This is a genomic window from Microbispora sitophila, from assembly GCF_014892245.1.
Taxonomy (GTDB): domain Bacteria; phylum Actinomycetota; class Actinomycetes; order Streptosporangiales; family Streptosporangiaceae; genus Microbispora; species Microbispora siamensis.
Genome location: NZ_JADBGC010000008.1, coordinates 86,263 through 106,097, shown reverse-complemented (window position 1 = coordinate 106,097; position 19,835 = coordinate 86,263). Strand labels below are relative to the sequence as shown.

Annotated in this window: 16 protein-coding genes, 1 tRNA gene and 2 pseudogenes; 9 read left to right on the top strand and 10 right to left on the bottom strand. The window is 70.3% G+C overall.

What is annotated here, in order from left to right; translation table 11 throughout:
* The first annotated feature begins 56 nt into the window (after positions 1–56).
* The 3 genes and pseudogenes from IL992_RS16375 to IL992_RS16365 all read left to right on the top strand — a co-directional run.
* Entirely contained in the window at positions 57–818 is a 762-nt protein-coding gene (locus tag IL992_RS16375; protein ID WP_226873122.1) for an IclR family transcriptional regulator, read from the top strand.
* A gap of 98 nt (positions 819–916) precedes the next feature.
* Positions 917–3,511 (top strand): caspase, EACC1-associated type, encoded by a 2,595-nt coding sequence (locus tag IL992_RS16370; RefSeq protein WP_193204211.1) that lies wholly within the window; start codon positions 917–919, stop codon positions 3,509–3,511.
* Positions 3,512–3,654: 143 nt separating this feature from the next.
* Positions 3,655–4,878 (top strand): annotated as a pseudogene (locus IL992_RS16365) (ATP-binding protein); the annotation flags it as partial.
* Between the two features lie 206 nt (positions 4,879–5,084).
* On the opposite strand, the gene IL992_RS16360 reads toward IL992_RS16365, so the two are convergent.
* Positions 5,085–5,178 (bottom strand) — tRNA-Sec (locus IL992_RS16360).
* 90 nt (positions 5,179–5,268) lie between these two features.
* Between IL992_RS16360 and selD the strand changes: the two genes are divergently transcribed.
* Positions 5,269–6,282, top strand: coding sequence for a selenide, water dikinase SelD (gene selD, locus IL992_RS16355; protein WP_193204210.1), 1,014 nt, complete (start codon positions 5,269–5,271; stop codon positions 6,280–6,282).
* A 60-nt stretch (positions 6,283–6,342) separates the two neighbouring features.
* Complete coding sequence (locus IL992_RS16350; RefSeq protein ID WP_193204209.1) at positions 6,343–6,906, top strand: DUF6886 family protein; 564 nt, start codon at positions 6,343–6,345, stop codon at positions 6,904–6,906.
* Here IL992_RS16350 and IL992_RS16345 read toward each other — a convergent pair.
* The 3 genes from IL992_RS16345 to IL992_RS16335 all read right to left on the bottom strand — a co-directional run bounded on the left by IL992_RS16345 (position 6,886) and on the right by IL992_RS16335 (position 10,138).
* Complete coding sequence (locus IL992_RS16345) at positions 6,886–8,133, bottom strand: MFS transporter (protein WP_319018593.1); 1,248 nt, start codon at positions 8,131–8,133, stop codon at positions 6,886–6,888. The two genes, IL992_RS16350 and IL992_RS16345, sit on opposite strands and share 21 nt — an antisense overlap.
* Positions 8,134–8,246: 113 nt before the next feature.
* Complete coding sequence (locus IL992_RS16340; protein ID WP_193204208.1) at positions 8,247–8,894, bottom strand: response regulator transcription factor; 648 nt, start codon at positions 8,892–8,894, stop codon at positions 8,247–8,249.
* On the bottom strand, positions 8,879–10,138 hold the full coding sequence (locus IL992_RS16335; protein WP_193204437.1) for a sensor histidine kinase: 1,260 nt from the start codon (positions 10,136–10,138) through the stop codon (positions 8,879–8,881). Before IL992_RS16335 ends, IL992_RS16340 begins: the two co-directional genes overlap by 16 nt.
* Positions 10,139–10,363: 225 nt before the next feature.
* On the opposite strand from IL992_RS16335, the gene IL992_RS16330 reads away from it, so the two are divergent.
* Genes IL992_RS16330 through IL992_RS16320 form a run of 3 tightly spaced genes read left to right on the top strand, consistent with a single transcriptional unit; the run spans position 10,364 to position 11,835 of the window.
* Positions 10,364–10,774, top strand: a complete 411-nt coding sequence (locus tag IL992_RS16330; RefSeq protein ID WP_193204207.1) for a hypothetical protein — start codon at positions 10,364–10,366, stop codon at positions 10,772–10,774.
* 58 nt (positions 10,775–10,832) lie between these two features.
* The gene (locus tag IL992_RS16325; RefSeq protein WP_193204206.1) at positions 10,833–11,222 is read left to right on the top strand and encodes a hypothetical protein; all 390 of its coding nucleotides are present in this window, start codon (positions 10,833–10,835) and stop codon (positions 11,220–11,222) included.
* Between the two features lies 1 nt (position 11,223).
* Positions 11,224–11,835, top strand: coding sequence for a TetR/AcrR family transcriptional regulator (locus tag IL992_RS16320; RefSeq protein WP_193204205.1), 612 nt, complete (start codon positions 11,224–11,226; stop codon positions 11,833–11,835).
* Between the two features lie 34 nt (positions 11,836–11,869).
* Here IL992_RS16320 and IL992_RS16315 read toward each other — a convergent pair whose 3' ends face one another.
* Together IL992_RS16315 and IL992_RS16310 are read right to left on the bottom strand one after the other, a co-directional pair.
* Entirely contained in the window at positions 11,870–13,207 is a 1,338-nt protein-coding gene (locus IL992_RS16315) for a sensor histidine kinase (RefSeq protein WP_226873120.1), read from the bottom strand.
* 1 nt (position 13,208) lies between these two features.
* A complete protein-coding gene (locus tag IL992_RS16310) occupies positions 13,209–13,922 on the bottom strand; it encodes a response regulator transcription factor (protein ID WP_319018592.1) in 714 nt (237 codons plus the stop codon).
* A 112-nt stretch (positions 13,923–14,034) separates the two neighbouring features.
* Between IL992_RS16310 and IL992_RS16305 the strand changes: the two genes are divergently transcribed.
* Positions 14,035–14,637, top strand: coding sequence for a hypothetical protein (locus IL992_RS16305; protein ID WP_193204204.1), 603 nt, complete (start codon positions 14,035–14,037; stop codon positions 14,635–14,637).
* Positions 14,638–14,766: 129 nt separating this feature from the next.
* Here IL992_RS16305 and IL992_RS49255 read toward each other — a convergent pair.
* The 4 genes and pseudogenes from IL992_RS49255 to fdh form a co-directional block, all read right to left on the bottom strand.
* Positions 14,767–14,907: pseudogene (locus tag IL992_RS49255) on the bottom strand (IS701 family transposase); the annotation flags it as partial.
* Positions 14,908–14,944: 37 nt separating this feature from the next.
* Positions 14,945–15,880, bottom strand: a complete 936-nt coding sequence (nrfD, locus tag IL992_RS16295; protein WP_226873118.1) for an NrfD/PsrC family molybdoenzyme membrane anchor subunit — start codon at positions 15,878–15,880, stop codon at positions 14,945–14,947.
* 22 nt (positions 15,881–15,902) lie between these two features.
* Complete coding sequence (locus tag IL992_RS16290; RefSeq protein WP_193204203.1) at positions 15,903–16,652, bottom strand: 4Fe-4S dicluster domain-containing protein; 750 nt, start codon at positions 16,650–16,652, stop codon at positions 15,903–15,905.
* On the bottom strand, positions 16,645–19,812 hold the full coding sequence (gene fdh / locus IL992_RS16285; RefSeq protein WP_193204202.1) for a formate dehydrogenase: 3,168 nt from the start codon (positions 19,810–19,812) through the stop codon (positions 16,645–16,647). The genes IL992_RS16290 and fdh overlap by 8 nt, the downstream gene beginning before the upstream one ends.
* Between the last annotated feature and the right edge of the window lie 23 nt (positions 19,813–19,835).

Below are 19,835 nucleotides of genomic sequence, written 5' to 3'. Positions count from 1 at the left end.
AACGGTGGGCTCCTCCTCCGCGAGTTCCTGGTAACCGCCTCGGGAGGGGAATCCTTATGGACGTGCGGGACCACGCCGGCGCCGGTCCCGGCCGGGAACCGGCGGTTCGAACCGGGACAGCCAACGGACGCGGCGTGCTCGAAGGGGCGTTCCACCTGCTCGACGTCCTGGCGGCGGCCGAGGAGGGAGCCGGTCTGTCCGAGCTCGCCCGCGACGCCGGCATGCCGAAGGCGACCACCTACCGCCTGCTCCGGCAGCTCGCGAACCTCGGCGCGGTGCAACAGCACGGGCAGCGCTACTTCGTCGGGCGGCGGCTCGCCCGCCTGGGCGGCGCCTGGCAGCCCGACCCGCGGCTGCAGGCCGCCGCCCGCGAACCCGTACGCCTGCTGTCCGCGCTGACGACGACCGTCACGTTCCTCACCGTGCTGGAAGAGGACCGGGTCAGGGTGATCACGGCGGCCCGGGGAGAGATCAGGGAGGTGCCGCCGGTCCTGCCGGGCTCCGAGCTGGCCGAGGCGACCGCCGCGGGCCGGGTGCTGCTGATGCAGAGACCGGACGGCGACACGGTGCCGCCGGGGTTCACGCTCGCCGAATGGCGGCGGGCCCAGGCGGCCTTCCGCCGGTCGGGTTCTGTCGCCGCCGATCACCAGGAGGTCCTTCCCGGAGTCTGCTGCGTGGCCGTACCGGTCCGGCGCCCGGACGGCGAGATCGTCGCGTCGGTCAGCGCGCTCGCGGTGCGGCCGACGGTGCCGGCCGGGCTCACCGAACTCGTGCTGCGCGCGTCGCGGGAGATCACGCGCAATCTCGGCCGCACCTGACGCCCGGTCCGCTGAGTGGACCGCGCTGTTTCCTCCCCTGGGTCGCCCGGCCGACACTGCATCGGCAGGGAACCGGCCGTACGTGCGAGGGAGCCACAATGGCCGCTGAGACGACACGGCTGACCATCCAGATCGCAGAGGAGAACGCCGACCCCCACGAACTGGAGGACCTGACGGCCCGGCTCCGTGCGGAGTTGCTGGAGATCGACGTGGCGACGGCGCAGGCCGAGCGGGGGGCGCCGCCGCCACCCGGCGCCAGGGCGGTCCTGTCGTTCACCCTCGGCGGTCTGGTGGTCTCCCTCGCGGGCACGGAACTGCTCGCCGCGGTCGTGACCGCGGTGACGGCCTGGCTGACCCGCGACCAGCACCGGTCGGCGAAGCTCACGATCGACGGCGACGCGATCGAGCTGACCGGTGTGCCGTCCGGTGAGCAACGCCGGCTGACCGATCTCTGGGTGCGGCGGCACGAGAGTGCTCGGCAGGGCGGCGTTCACGCCCCCGCCGGGACCCGGAGCGCTCTCATCGTGGCCGGCGACGAGTACCGCGATCCGGGGCTGCGGCGGCTGCGCGCTCCCGCGCACGACGCGGAGGCACTGGCCCGCGTGCTCGGCGATCCGGCGATCGGCGGCTTCCACGTACGGACGCTGCTCAACGAGCCCACGCACGTGGTCAGCGAGATGGTCGAAGAGTTCTTCACCGACCGGGCCCCCGACGACGTGCTGCTGCTGCACTTCTCCTGTCACGGCGTGAAGGACGACAACGGAGAGCTGTACTTCGCCACGCCCACCACGAAGTTGAACCGCCTGGGGGCGACCGCGGTCTCGGCCGAGTTCGTCAGCCGCAGGATGAGCCGCAGCCGGTCCAGGCGCATGATCCTGCTGCTCGACTGCTGTTACGCGGGAGCGTGGGCACGAGGCGCGCTGCCGCGCGCCGGCATGGGCGTGCACGTGGAGGAGCAGTTCGGCGGTCGCGGCCGGGTGGTGATCACGGCGTCGAACGCGATGGAGTACGCCTTCGACGGCACCGAGCTCGCCGACGCCCAGGAGCAGGCGCCGTCGGTGTTCACCCGTGCCCTCGTGGAAGGGCTGGAGTCCGGGGACGCCGACCGCGATCAGGACGGCTACGTCGGCATCGACGAGCTGTACGACTACGTCTACGACAAGGTCCGGCAGACGACACCGGGTCAGACCCCGGGCAGGTGGGCGTTCGACCTGCAGGGCGATCTCTACGTCGCGCGGCGTGCCCGTCCCGTCACCGTGCCCTCTCCCCTGCCGGCGGAGCTCCAGACGGTCATCGAGAATCCCATTCCCAGGGTCCGTGCCGGGGCGGTCGAGGAGCTGCGGCGCCTGCTGAGGAGCAGGCACGAGGGTCTCGCCCTGGCGGCACGGCTGGCGTTGCAGGAGCTCGCCGACGACGACAGCCGCACCGTGTCCACGGCCGCCGCCGAGGCCCTCGCCGGTGGCAGGACAGCGGTGCCGGCATCGCCGTCAGGGTCTCCACCTCCCGCGCCGATGTCGCAGTTTTCCCATTCCGTGCCGGTATCGCCGGAGCCAGAGCCGTCGGAATCCGCACCTCCCGCGCCCTCCGTCCGTGCCGCTACAGGCGAGCCTGCCTCGTCCGCACCCACCCGCCCCGCGGACGACCGCGCCGAACCGGTTCCGGGGGTGGTCGTCGCCCCTGGCGAAGGCATGCCGAGCCGATCGGTCGCGCCGCCCCGTACCGGAATGTCCCCGACCACGCTGTCCCCGGTAGGACAGCAGGCGTCATCCGTCTCCGCCACGGCGACGGCGGCATCGCCGGACCCGTCCGAGGGTACGGCGGGGATACGGAACCGCGTCCTCCGAGCGTTCCGGTCACGCGACCCAGCCCTGAACCTCCGGATGCCCGCCCTTCTGGCGGCCTTCCTGCTGGCGAGCGCGGCGCTCCCACGGCTGGATCCGATCGCCACGCTCTGGCAGTGGCTGCTGGTGGCCGCCGCCCTCGGGACGGGACTGCTTCCCCCGAAGGGACGGGCTCGGGAGATCACCCTCGGGTTCGCGGCCGGTCTGGGCGCGGTCATGCTGGCGTTGCTCGCGTTCTACGCGGACAGGTACAGCAGCGGCTGGAGCGTGTGGATCGCGGTGACCGGGACCCTGCTCATCTTCGCGGTCGTCATGCTGGAGGGCGCACCGGAAACGACGCGGTGGTCATGGGGCGGGGAGCGCATCGTCAGCCTGGTCGCGGTGGCGGTGATCGCGGCCCACCTGGCCTCTCCTGATCGCATCACCTACGACCCAGGGGAGACGCAGCAGTGGTGGGGAGCGATGGTGGTGACGGTCGCCTGCCTCTGCCTGTTCATCGTCCGCGGCATCGAGCAGCGACGCGACGCCCGAGCCCTCGTCGCGTTCGTCCTCGGCGCCGCCGCGACCGTGCTCATGCTGCTCGGCCTCGGCCGGGCCGAGGCGATCACCACTTACCTGCCCACTCTGCTCGTCATGCTGCTGCTCGGCGTCCGCCCTGCACGCGGGCGACCGGAGTTCCTCGCCGCCGCCCGGCTCTCCCTCATCGCGGGAGTTCTGCAGGGTGTCGCCGACCACGGTCTCTCGAACCGCGTCAACCCGACGTTCTTCATCGCCGTCGTCGCGGCCCTCCTGTTCGCGATCGCCGCCTACACGGCCAGGAGGAGGCCCTCCCGCTCGTCCCGTCAGGAATAGAGCCGGTGCCGTCCCATGGCGGACGAGTCAGGACTCCTCGGCGAACAGGTCCGCTGCGGAGCACGGAACGTTAGCCGTCGCCCGCTGAAAGTAGCCGACCGTCCGGCAGATCCACCGCTACATGTTCGGCAGATCTACCACAGATGTCCGGCAGATCCACCACAAGCCATTCGGCAAATCCACCACAAGCTAGTCGGCAGAATCACCACGAGGTGACCGGCAGATCCACCACAAGCTGTTCGGCAGATCCACCACGGCGAAGCCCGATCACCTATCCTGAACTGGTGGATATCGATGAGCTGACGCTCTTCCCCAGGCGTGCGGAAGACATGGCGCTGGAGGCACTGGCGGATACTCGCGTAGTCGTCATCAACGGCGCACGCCAGGTCGGCAAGAGCACTCTGGCGAAAGCGATCGTACGGCGCTCGCCCAAGGCTCGGGAGATCTACCTGGATCAAGCCGCTGTACGTGCTGCCGCCCGGCAGGATCCGGATGGCATCGTGCGCCACGATGGTCTTCTGCTCATCGACGAGATCCAACGCGTACCTGAGCTGCTTCTGTCGATCAAAAGCGTTGTCGACGCCGATCCTCGGCCAGGGCGCTTCCTGCTGACCGGCTCCGCCCGACTCCTGGGTCTACGAGATCTCCCCGATGCACTACCCGGCCGGTCCGAGACAATCGAGTTGTGGCCGCTCTCACAGGGGGAAATCGAGCGGAGCGCAGATGCGTTCATCGACGCGGCCTTTCGGCACGGACCTGATATCAAGGTTCCGAGAACACGCCTTCGACGGGTCGACTACGTGGACCGCGCACTGAGAGGAGGCTATCCGGAAGCAGTCCACCGGCCGACACATCGAAGGAGGGCCCGCTTCTTCGAGTCCTACATCTCAGATCTCATCAATCGTGACGTGAGACAGGTCTCCGACATCGAACGTCCCGCGGACATGCGTCGCCTGCTCAACATCCTGTGCGGCCGGATGGGCGGCCTGGCCGTGATCGACAACATAGGCCGTGATCTGGGATTGCCGTACACCACCACCAAGCGGTACGTCGGCCTACTCGAACTTGTCTACGTGATCCGGCGGATTCCGGCATGGTCCTCCAACGCCACCACTCGCGCCATCGCGACACCGAAGCTGCTGGTAGTGGACTCCGGTCTCGGGGCTCATCTCGCCGGGCTCACTCCCGCCCGCACCACCGACTTCACCGCCCCAATCGGGCCTCTCCTGGAGAACTTCGCCCTCGGCGAGCTGGCCCGCCAACTCACCTGGACAGAGGAACCGGTCAGGCTCTACCACTATCGAGATCGCGATGGAGTGGAAGTCGACGGGGTGCTGGAGAGGGCATCCGGCGAGATCGTCGGTATCGAGGTGAAAGCGGCGGAGACCGTTCGCAGCGAGGACTTTCGGGGGCTCCAGCACCTCGCTCGCAAGCTCGGCGACCGGCTAATCGCCGGATACGTCCTATATGCGGGTCCGGAGGCACTCCCCTTCGGGGATCGGATGCGGGCGCTTCCGATGTCCGCGTTGTGGGAGGCGGGGCCGGAGGCTTGATGTACGAGGGCCGATGGTGAGCGGAGGTGGACGGGAATCGAACCCGCCAGGCCGAGGACCTCGGCCTCGTCGGTTTTGAAGACCGCGGGGGCCACCAGGCACCCACACACCTCCAGGGAGAAACGTAGCCGGAACGGGGTAGGGACCGGGGCGGCGCCCCCGTGGTGGCGGCGTAGGCGGAGGATCGACTCGAGACGGGGCGGCATGACCGAGACGGTGGAGCGGGCCGGAATCCGGCTGACCCAGCAGGCGCACGGAGGCGGCTGCGCCTGCAAGATTCCCCCGGGCGAGCTGGAGAGCATCGTGGCCGGGCTCGTGGCCCCGAACCCCTCGGCGTACGCGCACGAGCTGGTCGTCGGGCTGGACGACGGCGATGACGCGGCCGTGGTCAGGATCGAGGGCGGCCGGGCGGTCGTCGCCACCGCCGACTTCTTCACCCCCGTCGTGGACGACCCGTACGACTGGGGGCGGATCGCGGCCACCAACGCACTGTCCGACGTGTACGCGGTGGGCGGCGAGCCGGTCGTCGCGGTGAACCTGCTGGGCTGGCCCAGGGAGACGCTGTCCATGGACCTCGCCAGGGAGGTGCTGCGCGGGGGCCTGGACGTGGCACGGGCCGCGGGCTGCCACGTCGCGGGTGGGCACAGCGTGGACGACCCCGAGCCGAAGTACGGCATGGCGGTCACCGGCCTGGCCGACCCGGACCGGCTGCTGCGCATCGACGCGGGACGGGCGGGGACGCCGATCTCCCTCACCAAACCGCTCGGCGTGGGCGTGCTCAACACCAGGCACAAGGCGACCGGCGAGGTGTTCCCGCAGGCGATCGAGGTGATGACGACGCTCAACCGGGACGCCTCCAGGGCGGCGCTGGCGGCCGGGGCCGGGTGCGCGACCGACGTGACCGGATTCGGCCTGCTCGGCCACCTCTACAAGCTCGCCAGGGCGAGCGGCGTCACGGCGGTGGTCGACGTGGCGGCCGTGCCCTATCTGGAGGGGGCGCGGCAGGCGGTGCGCGACGGCTACGTCAGCGGCGGCACCCGCCGCAACCTGGATTGGGTGCACCCCCACCTCGACCCAGGCCGGTACGCGGAGGAGGACCTGCTCCTGCTGGCCGACGCCCAGACCTCGGGCGGCCTGCTGGTCGCCGGCGAGGTCCCCGGCGCGCCTGTCGTCGGCGAACTCGTCCCGGCCGAGACCGCCGCGATCCGGCTCGTCTGAAACCCCCGAACCGGCCGCGGTCGCCCCCGCCGGGGAGCAGCCAGGTGGTAGACACAGCACATGCGACCCGAGCCCGGCGAGGTGCTGCATTTCTCCGAGGACCCCGAGATCACCCGGTTCGTTCCGCACGTGGCGGCCACGGCGCGGCAGCCGGAGGCGTACGTCTGGGCGGTGACGGCCGAGCGTTGCGCCGACTACTGGTTCCCCCGCCAGTGCCCCCGGGCCATGGCGTGGACGACGCCCGACTCCACGGACGCCGATCGCGACCGGATCATCGGGCCGGGCTGCGGCGAGCGGGTCCACGCCATCGAGTACCGCTGGCTGGAGGCGTTCCTGACCGTCCGCTTGTACGCCTACCGCTTCCCCGCCGAGAAGTTCGTGCCGTTCGGCGAGCCGGTGCCGAACGCGGTGGTGGCGACCGAGCCCGTCGAACCCCTCGGGCCGCCCGAACCCGTCGGCGACCTGCTGCGACTGCACGAGGAGGCCGGCATCCAGCTCAGGCTGCTGGACAACCTCTGGCCGTTCTGGGACGCGGTGACCGCGAGTTCCCTGGGCTGGAGCGGCATCCGCCTCCGCAACGCCCGCCCCCGGCGCCCACAGGAGTCAGCGGGGTTTGCCGAGTGACCACAGGGATGCCGCCATGAGGAGAGCGGTCAGCCCGCCGCAGATCATCACGGTGGAGACCGAGAAAGCGTCGACGACGCGTCCGCCGAGGAACGCGCCGAGGGCGAAGGTCGCCTGGAAGGAAGAGGTGAAAACGACCGTCGCGGCTTCGGGCGTGCGAGGGGCGGCGGCGATGAACGATGCCTGCGAACAGACGGGTACGCCTCCGTAAGCCAAGCCCCAGACCACGAGTGACATCACGGCGCCGATGGTTGTGCCGCCGACCGAGGGCAGCAGCAGGGTCGTGACCGCGATCAGGCAGCCGCAGGTCACGAAGGCCGTTCGCAGCCGCGTGACTGTGCCCTTGCCGGCCAGGAAGTTGCCGACGATTCCGGCGATGCCGTACGCCAGCAGGATGGCGCTGACGGCGGCGGGAGGCAGGCCGGTGACGTTCTGGAGGAAAGGTGTGACGTAGGTGTAGGTGCCGAAATGGGCCAAGACGATGAGGAAAGTGGCCAGCAAGGCGATGGCGGCACCCCGGGTGCGCAGCATGTCGAGCAGGACGCGAGGGCTGGTGACCTGATGGGCGGGCAGCGGCGGCAGCAGCAGTATCAGGGCCGCGAGGACCAGGAGTGCCGGCACGGCCAGGACCAGGAAGGCGGTCCGCCAGCCGGCGACGTTGCCGATGAAGGTCCCGGCCGGTACGCCGAGCACCGAGCCCAACGGCACGGCCGAGAAGATCACAGCGGTGGCGGTGCCGACGGCGTGCGGCGGCATCAGACGGCCGGCCAGCCCGGCCCCGATGGACCAGAAGCCGCCGATCGTGAGGCCGACGAGCACCCTGGAGACCAGAACGATCCAGTAGGAGGTCGCCACTGCCGCCAGCACGTCGGCTGCGGCGAGCACCCCCATGAGGACGCACAGCATCACACGGCGGTCCAGGCGCGCGGTGGTCAGTGTGACGGTAGGCGCGGCGACCGCGGCGACGAGACCGGGCAAGGCCATGGTCAGCCCTGTGGTGCCGTCGGAGATGCCGAAGTCGGCGCCTATGGCGGGCAGCAGGCCGATGGGCAGGATTTCGCTGGTGACGATGGCGAAGATGCCCAGCATGAGCGAGGTGACGGCGAGCCAGCCGATGAGAGGCGAGCGGGGCCGGGTGAGCGTGGTGGTCGACATGGGTCCGTTCGGCCAGGTGCGGATGGAGAGCGTGCACCAGCCAAGCAGTGAGGAGGCGGCGGGCACCGGCACGTTTCGGACGTGACCAAACGCCCTTGCCGGCGGTGGTCGGCAAGCCGGGGCGTTCGGCGGGCATCGTCGTCACGCCTCCGCAACGCCCGCCCCGGCCGGTCTAGGGAGGCACGTCAGGGCTTGTTCAGGTAGGTGAGGACGGCGAGGACCCGGCGGTTGTTGTTGCCGTCGTCGGTGATGCCCAGCTTGCCGAAGATGGAGGTCGTGTACTTGCTGATGGCGCTCTCACTGAGGAAGAGCCGCTGTCCGATGGCCTGATTGGACAACCCTTCCGCCATGAGGCCGAGCACGTCGTGTTCGCGTTCCGTGAGCCGTTCGAGTCGCCGGTTCGAGGTCCCGCTGGACAGCAGTTTGGCGATGACGGCCGGGTCCATGGCGGTCCCGCCACCGGCCACCCGCTCCAGGGCGTCGATGAACTGGTCGGCGTCGAACACGCTCTCCTTGAGGAAATAGCCGATGCCGCCGGCGCCGTCGGCCAGGAGTTCGCGGGCGTACAGCTGTTCGACGTGCTGGGAAAGGATCAGGATCGGCAGTCCGGGCAGCCGGCGGCGGGCGTCGAGAGCCGCCCGCAGGCCCTCGTCCGACTGGGTCGGCGGCATGCGGACGTCGACGACCGCGACGTCCGGCCGCTGTGTCAGCAGCACGTCGAGCGTCTCGGGCCCGGTGGTCGCCGTCGCCACCACCTGGTGTCCGTACGCCTCCAGGAGGCGGACCATCCCGTCGCGCAGGAGGTAGAGGTCTTCGGCTACAACGATTCGCATGGCACAACCATTCTCACGCGGGTCGAGCCGCCCGCCGGGCTGGTGATCTCCAGGGTGCCGTCGAAGACCGCGAGGCGGCGGCGTAGCCCGTCGAGTCCGCCGCCTGCCCGCACCCCGGCCCCGCCCACGCCGTCGTCCTCGACGTCGACGACGATGCCGGTGCCGTCGCCGGCGATGGAGATCCGGGCGCGGCTCGCACGGGCGTGCTTGGCCGCGTTGGTGAGCAGTTCGGCGATTCCGAAATACAGGGCGGACTCGATCGGCGGGTCCAGGCGCAGCCCGAGGTCGGCGCTGACAGCGGCTTCGAGGGGGCTGTCCAGGGCGAGAGCGCGAACGGCGTCGACCAGCCCGCGCTCGGTCAGCACCGGCGGGCTGATGCCCCTGACCAGGTCGCGGAGCTCGGTCAGGGACGTGGCGGCCCCGGCTCGCGCCTCCCGCAGCAGCGCCTTTGCCCGGTCGGGGTCGGCTTCCATCAGCCTCTCGACGGTCGCCAAGGACATCCCGAGCGCGACCAGCCGCGCCTGCGCTCCGTCGTGCAGGTCCCGTTCGATGCGGCGGATCTCGGCGGCCTGCGCGACCGTCGTGTCCGCGCGCTGGGCCGTCAGCTCGTCGACCCGGTCCGCCAGCGCCATCGCGGGCGACGGCCGCAGGAAGCGGACGGCCACCGGCCCGACCGGCCGCCAGGCGTACGGGGCGGTGCCGATCGCCACGGCCACGCCGAACACCCCGAGGAGACGCGTGGAGAGCGCCGGGTGGCTGAACCCGGCGACCGCCGCCACGACTCCGGCCGGCGGGACGGCCGCGATCACCCCCATGGTGAACGGTGCGATCACCGCGAACCGCAGGTCGCGCCAGGTGGCGGGATCGCTCCACCAGAGCCGCATCCTCTGGTCCCGGCGAGCGTCCCGGCTGGTGCGCTCGTAGGAGTATCCGTTCCACCAGTACCCGGTCGACATGCGCACCACCGGCGCGGCCTGCCGATAACCGGCGGGAATGACGGTGCCCGTCCACTTCGCCACGATGGAGCGGGTCATTCGGCACACCGGGCGGGCCAGGGCGAGCGTGCCGATGCACGCCCACAGGAGCGGCGCTATCCCCGGCCAGGGGTTGCCGTCCCACCACCAGACCCACAGCCCCACGGCGGCGGCCCACACGACCGGGACCGGCATGCTGACGACCAGCACGACGCACGCTCGCACGAACCCCACGGCGGCACTCGCCACCCACGACACCAGTCGTCGCATCATTCTTCCTTCGCGCTTCATGACCCCGGTTCCCCGAGATGTCTCGCAATGCGCCGATCCGGCCGGTACGGCTGGTGTAACCACTGTGCACCGCGCCGGGCCCCGTCCCCACCGGATCGGCCCCGGAGTAGGTCTGGCCCCACCCCCCCCGTACGTCCAGACGGATATCGCACCGCCCATCCGCTCCGTAGCGTCGAGACCACGACGAGAAGGAGGAAGAAGGACATGACCACCATCGACGACGCCCGCACCCACGAGGCCTTCGACATGGCGAAGAAATGCGTCACCCTCTACGGCGTGATCTGCGCCATCACACTCGCGACGGTTGCCGCGCTGTCGATCATCGATCACACGGTGACCACGTTCATGTGGGTCCGGGCGGTCATACTGCTCGCCATCGCCCCGGCGCTCCACCGGCAGATCGTCGGTGCTTCACAGGGAGCGCGGCGCTGCTACGAGCGCATGCGCACCGTCACCGTCGTCATGCCGATCGCGATCATCGGCGTCGACCTGATCCCCGGCATCTGCCCGACGTGGTACGCCGTGATGCAGGCCATAGGCGCCCTGCCCCTGGTCGCGGTCGCTTTCCTCCTCAACGGGTCCGGATCACGCGCCGCCTTCCCCGCATCACGCTGACCTGCCCGGTCCTCCAGGAGGGTTGCACATTCTTATCCGGGCGGATAATTTTATCCGCATGGATAAGAAGTCGGTCTGGACTCCCGTGCGGGCGCTCTTCATCGCCGTCCTCGTCATCTCGATCGCCGCACTCGGCGTGGCCGCCGTCGTCGGCGGCACCTGGGTGGTGTGGGTGCGCGGGGCCGCGGTGGCCGCGGCATCCGCCTGGCTCGTCGCCCTGACCGGGCAGGCCGCGCGCGGCAGGCGATCCGCCTACGTGCGCATCCGCTTCGTCAGCATCGCCGCCCCCATCGGCATCGTGCTCATCCTGCTCGCGCCCGACAGCGGATACCCGGTGTGGATGAAGGCGGAGCAGGGCGTGGTCGGCGTCCTGGTCGCCGCCGTCGCGCTGATCGTCAACCGTCGTGCCGTGCGTGCGGCGTACCCCAAGGGTGGCAAGCTGAGGTGACATGAGAAGCCCTGGGACCCGCCGGACGGCCACCGAGGCACGCAAGGCTCAGATCGCCTCGGCCGCGATCGCCGTGCTCGCCGAGCGCGGCTACGCGGAGACCACCTTCGAGGCCATCTGCGAACACGCCGGGCTCAGCAGCAAGAGATTGATCACCTACCACTTCTCCGGCAAGGACCAGCTCTTCGAGGCCGTCGTCCACCAGGTCGTCGCCGACGCCGCGGCCTTCATGCGTCCGGCGCTGCAGGCCGCGACCGGAGCCCGCGCCCAACTGGAGGCGTTCATCAGGTCGAACATCGCCTTCGTCGCCCGTCACCCCGCACACGTGCGCGCGGTGCAGCAGATCGCCTTCAACAAGGCTCCCGTCGGCGGCCGGGAGCGGGACGCCGCGATAGCCAGGCTGGTGGACCTGTTCGCGGACGGGCAGCGTACGGGGGTTTTCCGGACGTTCGACTGCACCGTGATGGCGGCGGCTCTGCGCGCGTCCATCGACACGATGGCCGAGCGGGTCGTCGACGGCCTCGATCCCGGCGTCTGCGCGGACGAGCTGTTCGAGCTGTTCGACCGCGCGACCCGCGCCGAGCCGTCACCGGCGCGGGGTGACCGGCACTAGCCAGTGCTGTGCCCGGCATCGGGTCGGGTAGTCGTCAGGCGCGTTCGCGACGTTGCGCGCGCACCGCAAGATCACCCAGCGGGTACGCAGCAGACCGCCCGGACAACGGGAAGACCGCACGTAGCCTCGCGCCCGGGCTGTGCGGGACCACCTGGAGGGTCCCTCCGTGAGCCCGCGCGATATCCCGGGCGATCGGCAGCCCCAACCCTGAGCCTCCCGTGTCCCGGGTGCGGGCGTGGTCCAGGCGGGTGAATCGGTCGAAGACGATGGTGTGGTGTTCCGGGGGGATACCGGGGCCGTCGTCCACGACGTCGAGGACGGCGTGGTCGCCCGGAGACGTGAGGGTGACGTGGACTGACGTGGAGGCGTGGCGGACCGCGTTGTCGACGAGGTTCGCGACAAGGCGGCGGAGTTGGTCGGCGGAGCCGTCGAGGAGCAGGTCGGGGGTGAGGTCGAGGTACACGTGGACGTCCGGACGAGGGCGTTTGCGGACGGCCTCCTCGGCGACGACCTGGGCCAGGTCCAGTTCCTCGGCCCGCGACAGGGGTTCGCCGGCGTCGAGCCGGGCCAGCAGGAGGAGGTCGGCGGAAAGGGACTGGAGGCGTGCGACATCGTCCAGTGCCGCAGTCGCCAGCGGCTTCTCGTCGGGAAGGGCCAGCTCCAGCCGGGTTCGCAGGATCGCCAGTGGGCTGCGGAGTTCGTGTGCGGCGTCGGCGACGAACTGTCGCTGCGCGTCGACGGAGGTCTGCAGCCGGTCGAGGGTGGCGTTGACGGTGCGGGCCAGTGCGGCGATCTCGTCTCGGGTGTCCGGCTCCGGCACGCGTTCGTGCAGGCCGTGCGCGGTGATGTCGGCGACCTTCGCCCTGATCGCGGAGACCGGGCGTAGCACTCGGCCGACCGCCAGCCAGGTGAACAGTGCGACCACCGCGAGGAGCGCCGGAACCCCCGGGATCAGCAGGTTCCTCAGCGTGGTCATCGCCGCCAGGGCGGGTGCCTTGGAAGCTTTTCCGGTGACGGTGACCGGGCCGTCCTCGGTCTCGAACGTCCGCCTGACCACGAACACGGCCTCGTCGGGTAACGGAGGGCCGTCGTCTTCGCCGGTGGCAGTCGAGCCCGGCATCGGTCCCTTCCCGCCCGGCGGCACCGCTCCCTTTCCGAGCAGCGGCACCATTCCCTTTCCGTCCCCCGCGTCACCCCGCCCCGACTCCGCCTTCAGATGTCGCATCTGTTCCTTGGCGTCGTTCGCCGCCAACTCCTTGGTGGAGGCCGTCAGGCTCGAGTCCAGCGCGGTGAACAGCGTGATCGAGGCCAGGCAGAGCGCCGCCGCCACCGCGGCGGTGGCCGTCAGCGTCGTGCGTAGACGGACTCCCATGTCAGCCCTCCAGCCGGTAGCCCACGCCCCGCACGGTCTTCAGCGTCGTCCGTCCGAACGGTTTGTCGATCTTGCGGCGCAGCGCGCTGATGTAGACCTCGACGACGTTAGAATCGCCGTCGTACGCGAAGTCCCACGCCTGGGCGAGCAGCTCGGCCTTGGTCACCACCTCGCCCGCGTGCCGCGTCAGGCAGTGCAGGATCGCGAACTCCTTGGGCGTCAACGCGATCTGTACGTCCCCGCGACTGCACTTCAGCCCCGCCGGATCGACCCGGAGATCCCCGGCGGTCAGCACCGTCGGCCGCTCCCGCACCTTGCGCCGGGCCAGTGCCCTGAGTCGCGCCAGCAGTACGACGTACGAAAACGGCTTGGTCAGATAATCGTCCGCGCCGGTGTCCAGCGCCTCCGCCTCGTCGTACTCTCCGTCCTTCGCGGTCAGCATGAGGATCGGCGTCCAGTTTCCGGCCTCCCGCAGCTTCGCGCAGACCCCATAGCCGTGCAGCAACGGCAGCATCACATCCAGCACGATCACGTCGTATGAATGCTCGGTCGCCATCCACAGGCCCTCGCGCCCGTCGTAGGCGAGATCGACCGCGAAGCCCTCTTTGGTCAGGCCGTCTTTGAGCAGCTCGGTCAGCCTGCGTTCGTCTTCCACCAGAAGTAAGCGCACGTCGACAGGGTGAAGGTACGCACCTAAGGCAAACATGAAGATCATCGCTTACCTCTTCAGGATCGCTTCAGGTGTAGGGGCCCAAACTGCTGAGCGTTCCGTCAACCGATCACGCGCAGCCCCCCCACGGGCAGCCGATCTAGGGAGTGACCAGAGAATGAAGAAGAGGAGCATGATCCTCGCGGGGGTCGTCATGACGGTGGGCCTCGGCATCGGCGGCGCCACGGCCGCGTCCGCGACCTCCACCGGCGCCCCGAAGCCGGGGGTCGCCTGCGCCGTGAAGGGTGGGCCAGCGGCCACGGGGAAGGGAAAGACCACCGTCAGGGTCGATCAGGACGGCAAGGTCTTCGTGGACGGCAAGGAGGTCCCGAAGAGCAAGCTGCGCACCCTCTGCAAGCAGCCCCCGCTGCCCGGTAAGGGCGTCACCTGCATCATGAAAGCCAAGGCCGGCAGGGCCGACAAGGGCGGCGAGTTCACTGGGGACAAGTTCAGGGGCGGCAAGGTCTTCCTGGACGGCAAGGAGGCCCCGAAGAGCAAGCTGCGCACCCTCTGCAAGCAGCCTCCGCTGCCCGGCAAGGGGGTCGTCTGCATCGTGCACGTCAAGGGCGACGAACGCGGCGAGTTCGGCACGCGCGACGAGAAGATCTACGTCGACGGCAAGCCGGCGCACGCCAAGTGCCCCGTGCCCAAGAAGCTCGGTGAGGGCATGGATGACGTGCACGCCGGGGACGACGCCCCGGTGACCGTCACGCCGAACTGACACACGACTCGCCGCAGGCGCTGACCACCCCATGCGAACGTCCCGCCGGCCAACTCGCCGGCGGGACGTCTCCGCCGGTCAGCCGCGTGCGAGCATTCGGCTTGGACCAGGCGGGCAGATCGTTTCCGGTCACAGCACGAGTAGGATTTTGGTGACCAGGGTGACATGGCGGTGCCAGCCGGTGTAGGAACGGCCTTCGAAGTGGGTCAGGCCCAGACCTGTCTTCAGTTCGCGGCAGTCGTGCTCGATCCGCCAGCGGATCCCACAGAGATCATCTCAGACAAGATCTCCAACTAACAAAGTCCTACTAGCGGCCGGGGACGGAGGCGGGGGCGCCGGCGTCGAGGCGGGCGCGCTGCGGCACGACGGTGTACTTCGGGTCCTTGGCCGAGGCCCGGCCCGCCTCCAGCACGCCGAAACGGGTGCACAGGGCTCCGGCCGTGATCGCGAGCCCGGACAGCGCGGTGAGGGCCCGGCTGCGTCCGGCGACCGTGGCGAGCAGGCCGCCGCCGAGGGTGAGCACGCGGGAGGCCCGCATGAGCCTGCCCGCCCTGCCCTTCCGGTACGGCTCGCCGACGAGACCGAGGCGCCGCTCCATCAGCCCGCCGGCGACCACCTCGGCCATGGCGCCCGCCGCCGCCGCGGCGCGGGCGGGCCCGGCCTGCGCCCGGGGCGTGGTCAGCATGACCGCCGCGCCCGCCGAGGCGAGGGCGCTCCCGGAGAACAGGAACGGCAGCTCGCGCATGCCCTCGTGCCAGGCGGGGACGGCGGTGTCGGCCAGCAGGACGGCCGTGTAGGTGGCCATCGCCACGCCGCTCAGGCCGCTCGCGACCGACGCGGCGTCGCCCGCGAGGGGTAGCAGGCCGGTCACCGCGGAGCCCGCCGCGACGCCGGTCAGCCCGCTGTGGGCGGCCAGCGTCCAGGAGCCGACGCTCATCGGCGAGGTGAGCTTGAACACCCGCAGCATGTTGAGGAAGCGCATGGGACGGCCGAGCTCGGCCACGAGGAAGGCCGCACCGGCGCTCGCCCCGGCGAAGGCCGTCATCCGGGCGGCCAGTTCCAGCCGGTCCCGCCCGGTGAGGCGGGCGGCCGCCGCCATGGCGCCCGCCGCGCCGGACAGCCCGCCCAGATAGAGGTACGTCGGCATGTGGGGTTCGTGCCAGATGGGCTGCTTGATGACCGGCTGGCCGTAGTAGGACCGGAACTCGGCGTCCGGCACCATCTCGTCCCGGCGCCTCGGCATCAGATCCTCCTCACAGAAACGATCACGGCCTTTTCCCCAAGAAGCAGGCCGCCACGCCGGCGGCGAGGGCGAGCGCCGCGCCGCCCGCCCAGCGCCACATCGCGGGCAGGTCGCGGGTGGTCACCACGGGATCCGGTGGCAGGCCGTACGTCTCCGGCTCGTCCAGCAGGAGGAAGAACGCGCCCGTGCCGCCCACCCCGTTGTCCGGGTTCGCGCCGTACAGCCGGGCCTCGGTCGTGCCCTCGGCGTGCAGCCGCTCGACCCGTTCGGCGGCCCGCTGCCGCAGTTCGTCCAGCGGCCCGAACTGGATGGACTTCGTCGGGCACGCCTTGGCGCAGGCGGGCTCCATGCCGCCGCGCAGCCGGTCGTAACAGAGCGTGCACTTCCACGCCCGGCCGTCGTCCTCCCTGCGGTCGATCACGCCGTACGGGCAGGCGGGGACGCAGTAGCCGCAGCCGTTGCAGACGTCGGACTGCACGACGACGGTGTCGAACTCGGTGCGGAACAGCGCTCCGGTGGGGCAGACGTCGAGGCAGGCGGCGTGGGTGCAGTGCTTGCAGACGTCCGACGACATCAGCCACCGGCCGTCCTGCTCGATGAACGCGACGTGCCGCCAGGTGCTCGCGCCCAGCGCGCCGGTGTTGTCGTAGGAGGTGGCCCGGAACACGAACCCGTCGTCGGGCACCTGGTTCCACTCCTTGCAGGCCACCTCGCACGCCTTGCAGCCGATGCAAACGGTCGTGTCGGTGAAGAACCCCATCCGCTCAGCCATGGCGATACCTCTCGATCAGGTCGAGCAGCGCCTTGCCGCGCGGGCGCCGCCCCGGCAGGACGTCGCAGGTGCCGGCCTTGCTCTCCTGGATGTAGACGTTCGGGTCGAGCACGATCGACGGCAGGTCGTTGACGACGTCCCCCGTGATCACTCCGCCGCTGCTGTATCCCCAGTGGTACGGCATGATCACCTGGTGGACGGTCCGGCCGTTCAGCCGCAGGGGCCGTACGCGGCCGGTCACGAGCACGCGCAGCTCGATCGCGGTCCGCGCGGTGACGATCGTCGCCCAGTCGCCGTTCTCCAGCCCGAGCTCCTCCGCCATGTCCGGGGACACCTCGCAGAACGCCTCCGGCTGGAGCTCCGCGAGGTAGGGCAGGGGCCTGCTCATGGCGCCCGTCGTGTGGTGCTCGGTGAGCCTGCTCGTCGTGTAGACGTACGGGAACCGGGGCGACAACGCCGGGTTGTACGGGTTCTCCGGGCGGTCGATGGTCCGGCGGGCCGGGTTGGCCTGCTGACCGTACAGCGCGTTGCGCACCGGCGACTCGTGCGGCTCGTAGTGGGTGGGCAGCGGCCCGTCGGACAGTCCGGACGGGACGTACAGCCAGCCCCTGCCGTCCGACTGCATGATGAACGGATCGGTTCCGGCCAGCGCGTCCTGGGCCTTGGCGCCCTCGGGCGGCACGTAGTCGGGAGCCTTGTCCTCCTCGAAATCCGGCACATCAGGCCCGGTCCATTTGGTTCCATCCCAGTAGACGTACTTCTTCCGCTCGCTCCAGGGGCGGCCCTGTGGGTCGGCAGAGGCGCGGTTGTAGAGGATGCGCCGGTTCGCCGGCCAGGCCCAGCCCCATTCGAGCGCGACAGGACCCTGCTCGGTGTGCGGCGTGCGCCGGGCCGCCATGTTGACCCCGTCGGCGTACACCCCGCAGTAGATCCAGCAGCCACAGCTCGTCGAGCCGTCGGGCTTGAGCTCGCGCAGCGAGGCCAGCAGACGGCCGCCCGGGCCGGTGCCGTTGATCTCCCGCAGCACGGCCTCCGCGTCGGGATCGCGCTGCTCGCCGATCTCCGGGTAGTCCCAGGTCAGCTCCTTCACCGGCCGGTCGATCTCGTCGTCGCCGAGGCGCCGCCTGATCCGCTTGCCGAGGTGGTAGAAGAACCACAGGTCGCTGCGGCAGTCGCCCGGCGGGTCGAGGGCCTTCTCCCGCCACTGCAGCAGCCGCTGGGTGTTGGTGAAGGTGCCCTCCTTCTCCACGTGGCTCGCGGCCGGCATGAAGAAGACTTCGGTGCCGATGTCCTCGGTCCGCAGCTCGCCCGTCTCGATCTCGGGCGCGTCCTTCCAGAACGTCGCGGTCTCGACCGGTATGAGGTCGCGGACCACCAGCCAGTCGAGGTTCGCCAGGCCCAGCCGCTGCGCCTTGCCGTTGGCCGAGCCGACCGCCGGGTTCTCGCCCACGACGAAGTAGCCCTTGACCGTCCCGTCGATCTGGCCCATCACGGTCGCGTAGTGGCCGTGGTCGCCGGTCAGGCGCGGCAGGTAGTCGAAGCAGTAGTCGTTGGCCTCCGTCGCCGCGTCGCCCCACCACGCCTTGAGGAGGCTGACGACGTACGCCCGCCGGTTGCCCCACCAGCCGGTGTCGGCGCCCTCCCGCTCCAGATAGTGGTCGAGGCCGTCGTGCCGGTGGGCGTGCGGCATCGCGATGTATCCCGGCAGCAGGTTGAACAGCGTCGGGATGTCCGTGGAGCCCTGGATGCTCGCGTGCCCGCGCAGCGCCATGATGCCGCCGCCCGGGCGGCCCATGTTGCCCAGCAGGAGCTGCAGGATCGCGGCGGCCCTGATGTACTGCACGCCGACCGAGTGCTGCGTCCAGCCGACCGAGTAGACCCACGCCGTGGTCCGCTCCCGGCCCGAGTTGGCCGTGATCGCCTCGGCCAGCTCGTGGAACCGCTCCGGCGGGATGCCGCACAGCTCCTCGACCATCTCGGGCGTGTAGCGCGAGTAGTGCCGCTTGAGTATCTGGTAGACGCACCGCGGGTCGGACAGCGTCGGGTCGGCCGGCGGCGTCGCGCTGGCGCCCGCGCCGCGCGCGCCGTAGGAGTCGGACCCCGCCGCCTCGGCGTGGCGCTTGCCGCCCTCGGTCAGCTCCTCCTCCTCGGGCACGTCGCCCTCGTACGCCCAGCTCGACGGGTCATACCTGCCGGTCTCCTCGTCGTAGCCGGAGAACAGGCCGTCGAGATCCTCGGTGTCGCGGAAGTCCTTGTTCACCAGGGTCGCGGCGTTCGTGTACGCGAGGACGTACTCGCGGAAGTCGAGCCCGTTCGACAGCACGTAGTTGATCAGCGCGCCGAGCAGCACGATGTCGGTGCCGGCGCGGATCGCCAGATACCTGTCCACGGTCGCACTCGTGCGGCTGAAGCGCGGGTCGATGTGGAAGACCTTCGCGCCGCGCGCACGCGCCTCCATCACCCACTGGTACCCCACCGGATGGCACTCGGCCATGTTGGAGCCCTGGATGACGATGCAGTCAGCGTTGGCCAGATCCTGCTGATACTGGGTCGCACCGCCACGCCCGAAGCTGGTCCCCAGACCGGGGACGGTGGAGGAGTGTCATATGCGCGCCTGGTTCTCGACCTGGATCGCGCCGAGGGCGGTGTAGAGCTTCTTCATCAGGTAGTTCTCTTCGTTGTCGAGCGTCGCCCCGCCCAGGCCGGCGATGCCCAGAGTCCTCCTGACCTCCTGCCCCTCGTGCGTCTGCTGCCAGGTCTCGCGCCGGGTCCGCACGACCCGGTCGGCGATCATGTCCATCGCGGTCGCGAGGTCGAGCGGCTCCCACTCGGTGCCGTACGGCCTGCGGTAGAGGACCTTCGTCTGGCGGCCGGGGTGGGTGACGAGCTGCTTGCTGGCCGAGCCTTTCGGGCACAGCCGCCCACGGGAGATCGGCGAGTCGGGGTCGCCCTCGATCTGGGTGACCTTGCCGTCCTTGACGTAGACGAGCTGGCCACAGCCGACGGCGCAGTAAGGGCAGACGGAACGCGCGACCGTCTCGGCCCCCTCGACCCGGGGCCGCAAGGCGTCCGTACATGCCGAGCGCGCCGCCTGCCCTCTGCCGTCCTCTCCCTTGAGCTGCCGGATCACCGGCCAGCGGGAGAGCCATCCACCACCCACGACGCCTCTGATGCCCCGGTCGC

Excerpts from the sequence above, each read along its gene's own strand:
- IL992_RS16315 (WP_226873120.1), bottom strand. The coding sequence starts at position 13,207 with ATGGGAGTCCGTCTACGCACGACGCTGACGGCCACCGCCGCGGTGGCG.
- IL992_RS16310 (WP_319018592.1), bottom strand. The coding sequence starts at position 13,922 with ATGATCTTCATGTTTGCCTTAGGTGCGTACCTTCACCCTGTCGACGTG.
- IL992_RS16330 (WP_193204207.1), top strand. The coding sequence starts at position 10,364 with ATGACCACCATCGACGACGCCCGCACCCACGAGGCCTTCGACATGGCG.
- IL992_RS16350 (WP_193204209.1), top strand. The coding sequence starts at position 6,343 with ATGCGACCCGAGCCCGGCGAGGTGCTGCATTTCTCCGAGGACCCCGAG.
- IL992_RS16375 (WP_226873122.1), top strand. The coding sequence starts at position 57 with ATGGACGTGCGGGACCACGCCGGCGCCGGTCCCGGCCGGGAACCGGCG.
- IL992_RS16290 (WP_193204203.1), bottom strand. The coding sequence starts at position 16,652 with ATGGCTGAGCGGATGGGGTTCTTCACCGACACGACCGTTTGCATCGGC.
- IL992_RS16325 (WP_193204206.1), top strand. The coding sequence starts at position 10,833 with ATGGATAAGAAGTCGGTCTGGACTCCCGTGCGGGCGCTCTTCATCGCC.
- selD (WP_193204210.1), top strand. The coding sequence starts at position 5,269 with ATGACCGAGACGGTGGAGCGGGCCGGAATCCGGCTGACCCAGCAGGCG.
- IL992_RS16335 (WP_193204437.1), bottom strand. The coding sequence starts at position 10,138 with ATGCGACGACTGGTGTCGTGGGTGGCGAGTGCCGCCGTGGGGTTCGTG.
- IL992_RS16340 (WP_193204208.1), bottom strand. The coding sequence starts at position 8,894 with ATGCGAATCGTTGTAGCCGAAGACCTCTACCTCCTGCGCGACGGGATG.
- IL992_RS16305 (WP_193204204.1), top strand. The coding sequence starts at position 14,035 with ATGAAGAAGAGGAGCATGATCCTCGCGGGGGTCGTCATGACGGTGGGC.
- nrfD (WP_226873118.1), bottom strand. The coding sequence starts at position 15,880 with ATGCCGAGGCGCCGGGACGAGATGGTGCCGGACGCCGAGTTCCGGTCC.
- IL992_RS16370 (WP_193204211.1), top strand. The coding sequence starts at position 917 with ATGGCCGCTGAGACGACACGGCTGACCATCCAGATCGCAGAGGAGAAC.
- IL992_RS16320 (WP_193204205.1), top strand. The coding sequence starts at position 11,224 with ATGAGAAGCCCTGGGACCCGCCGGACGGCCACCGAGGCACGCAAGGCT.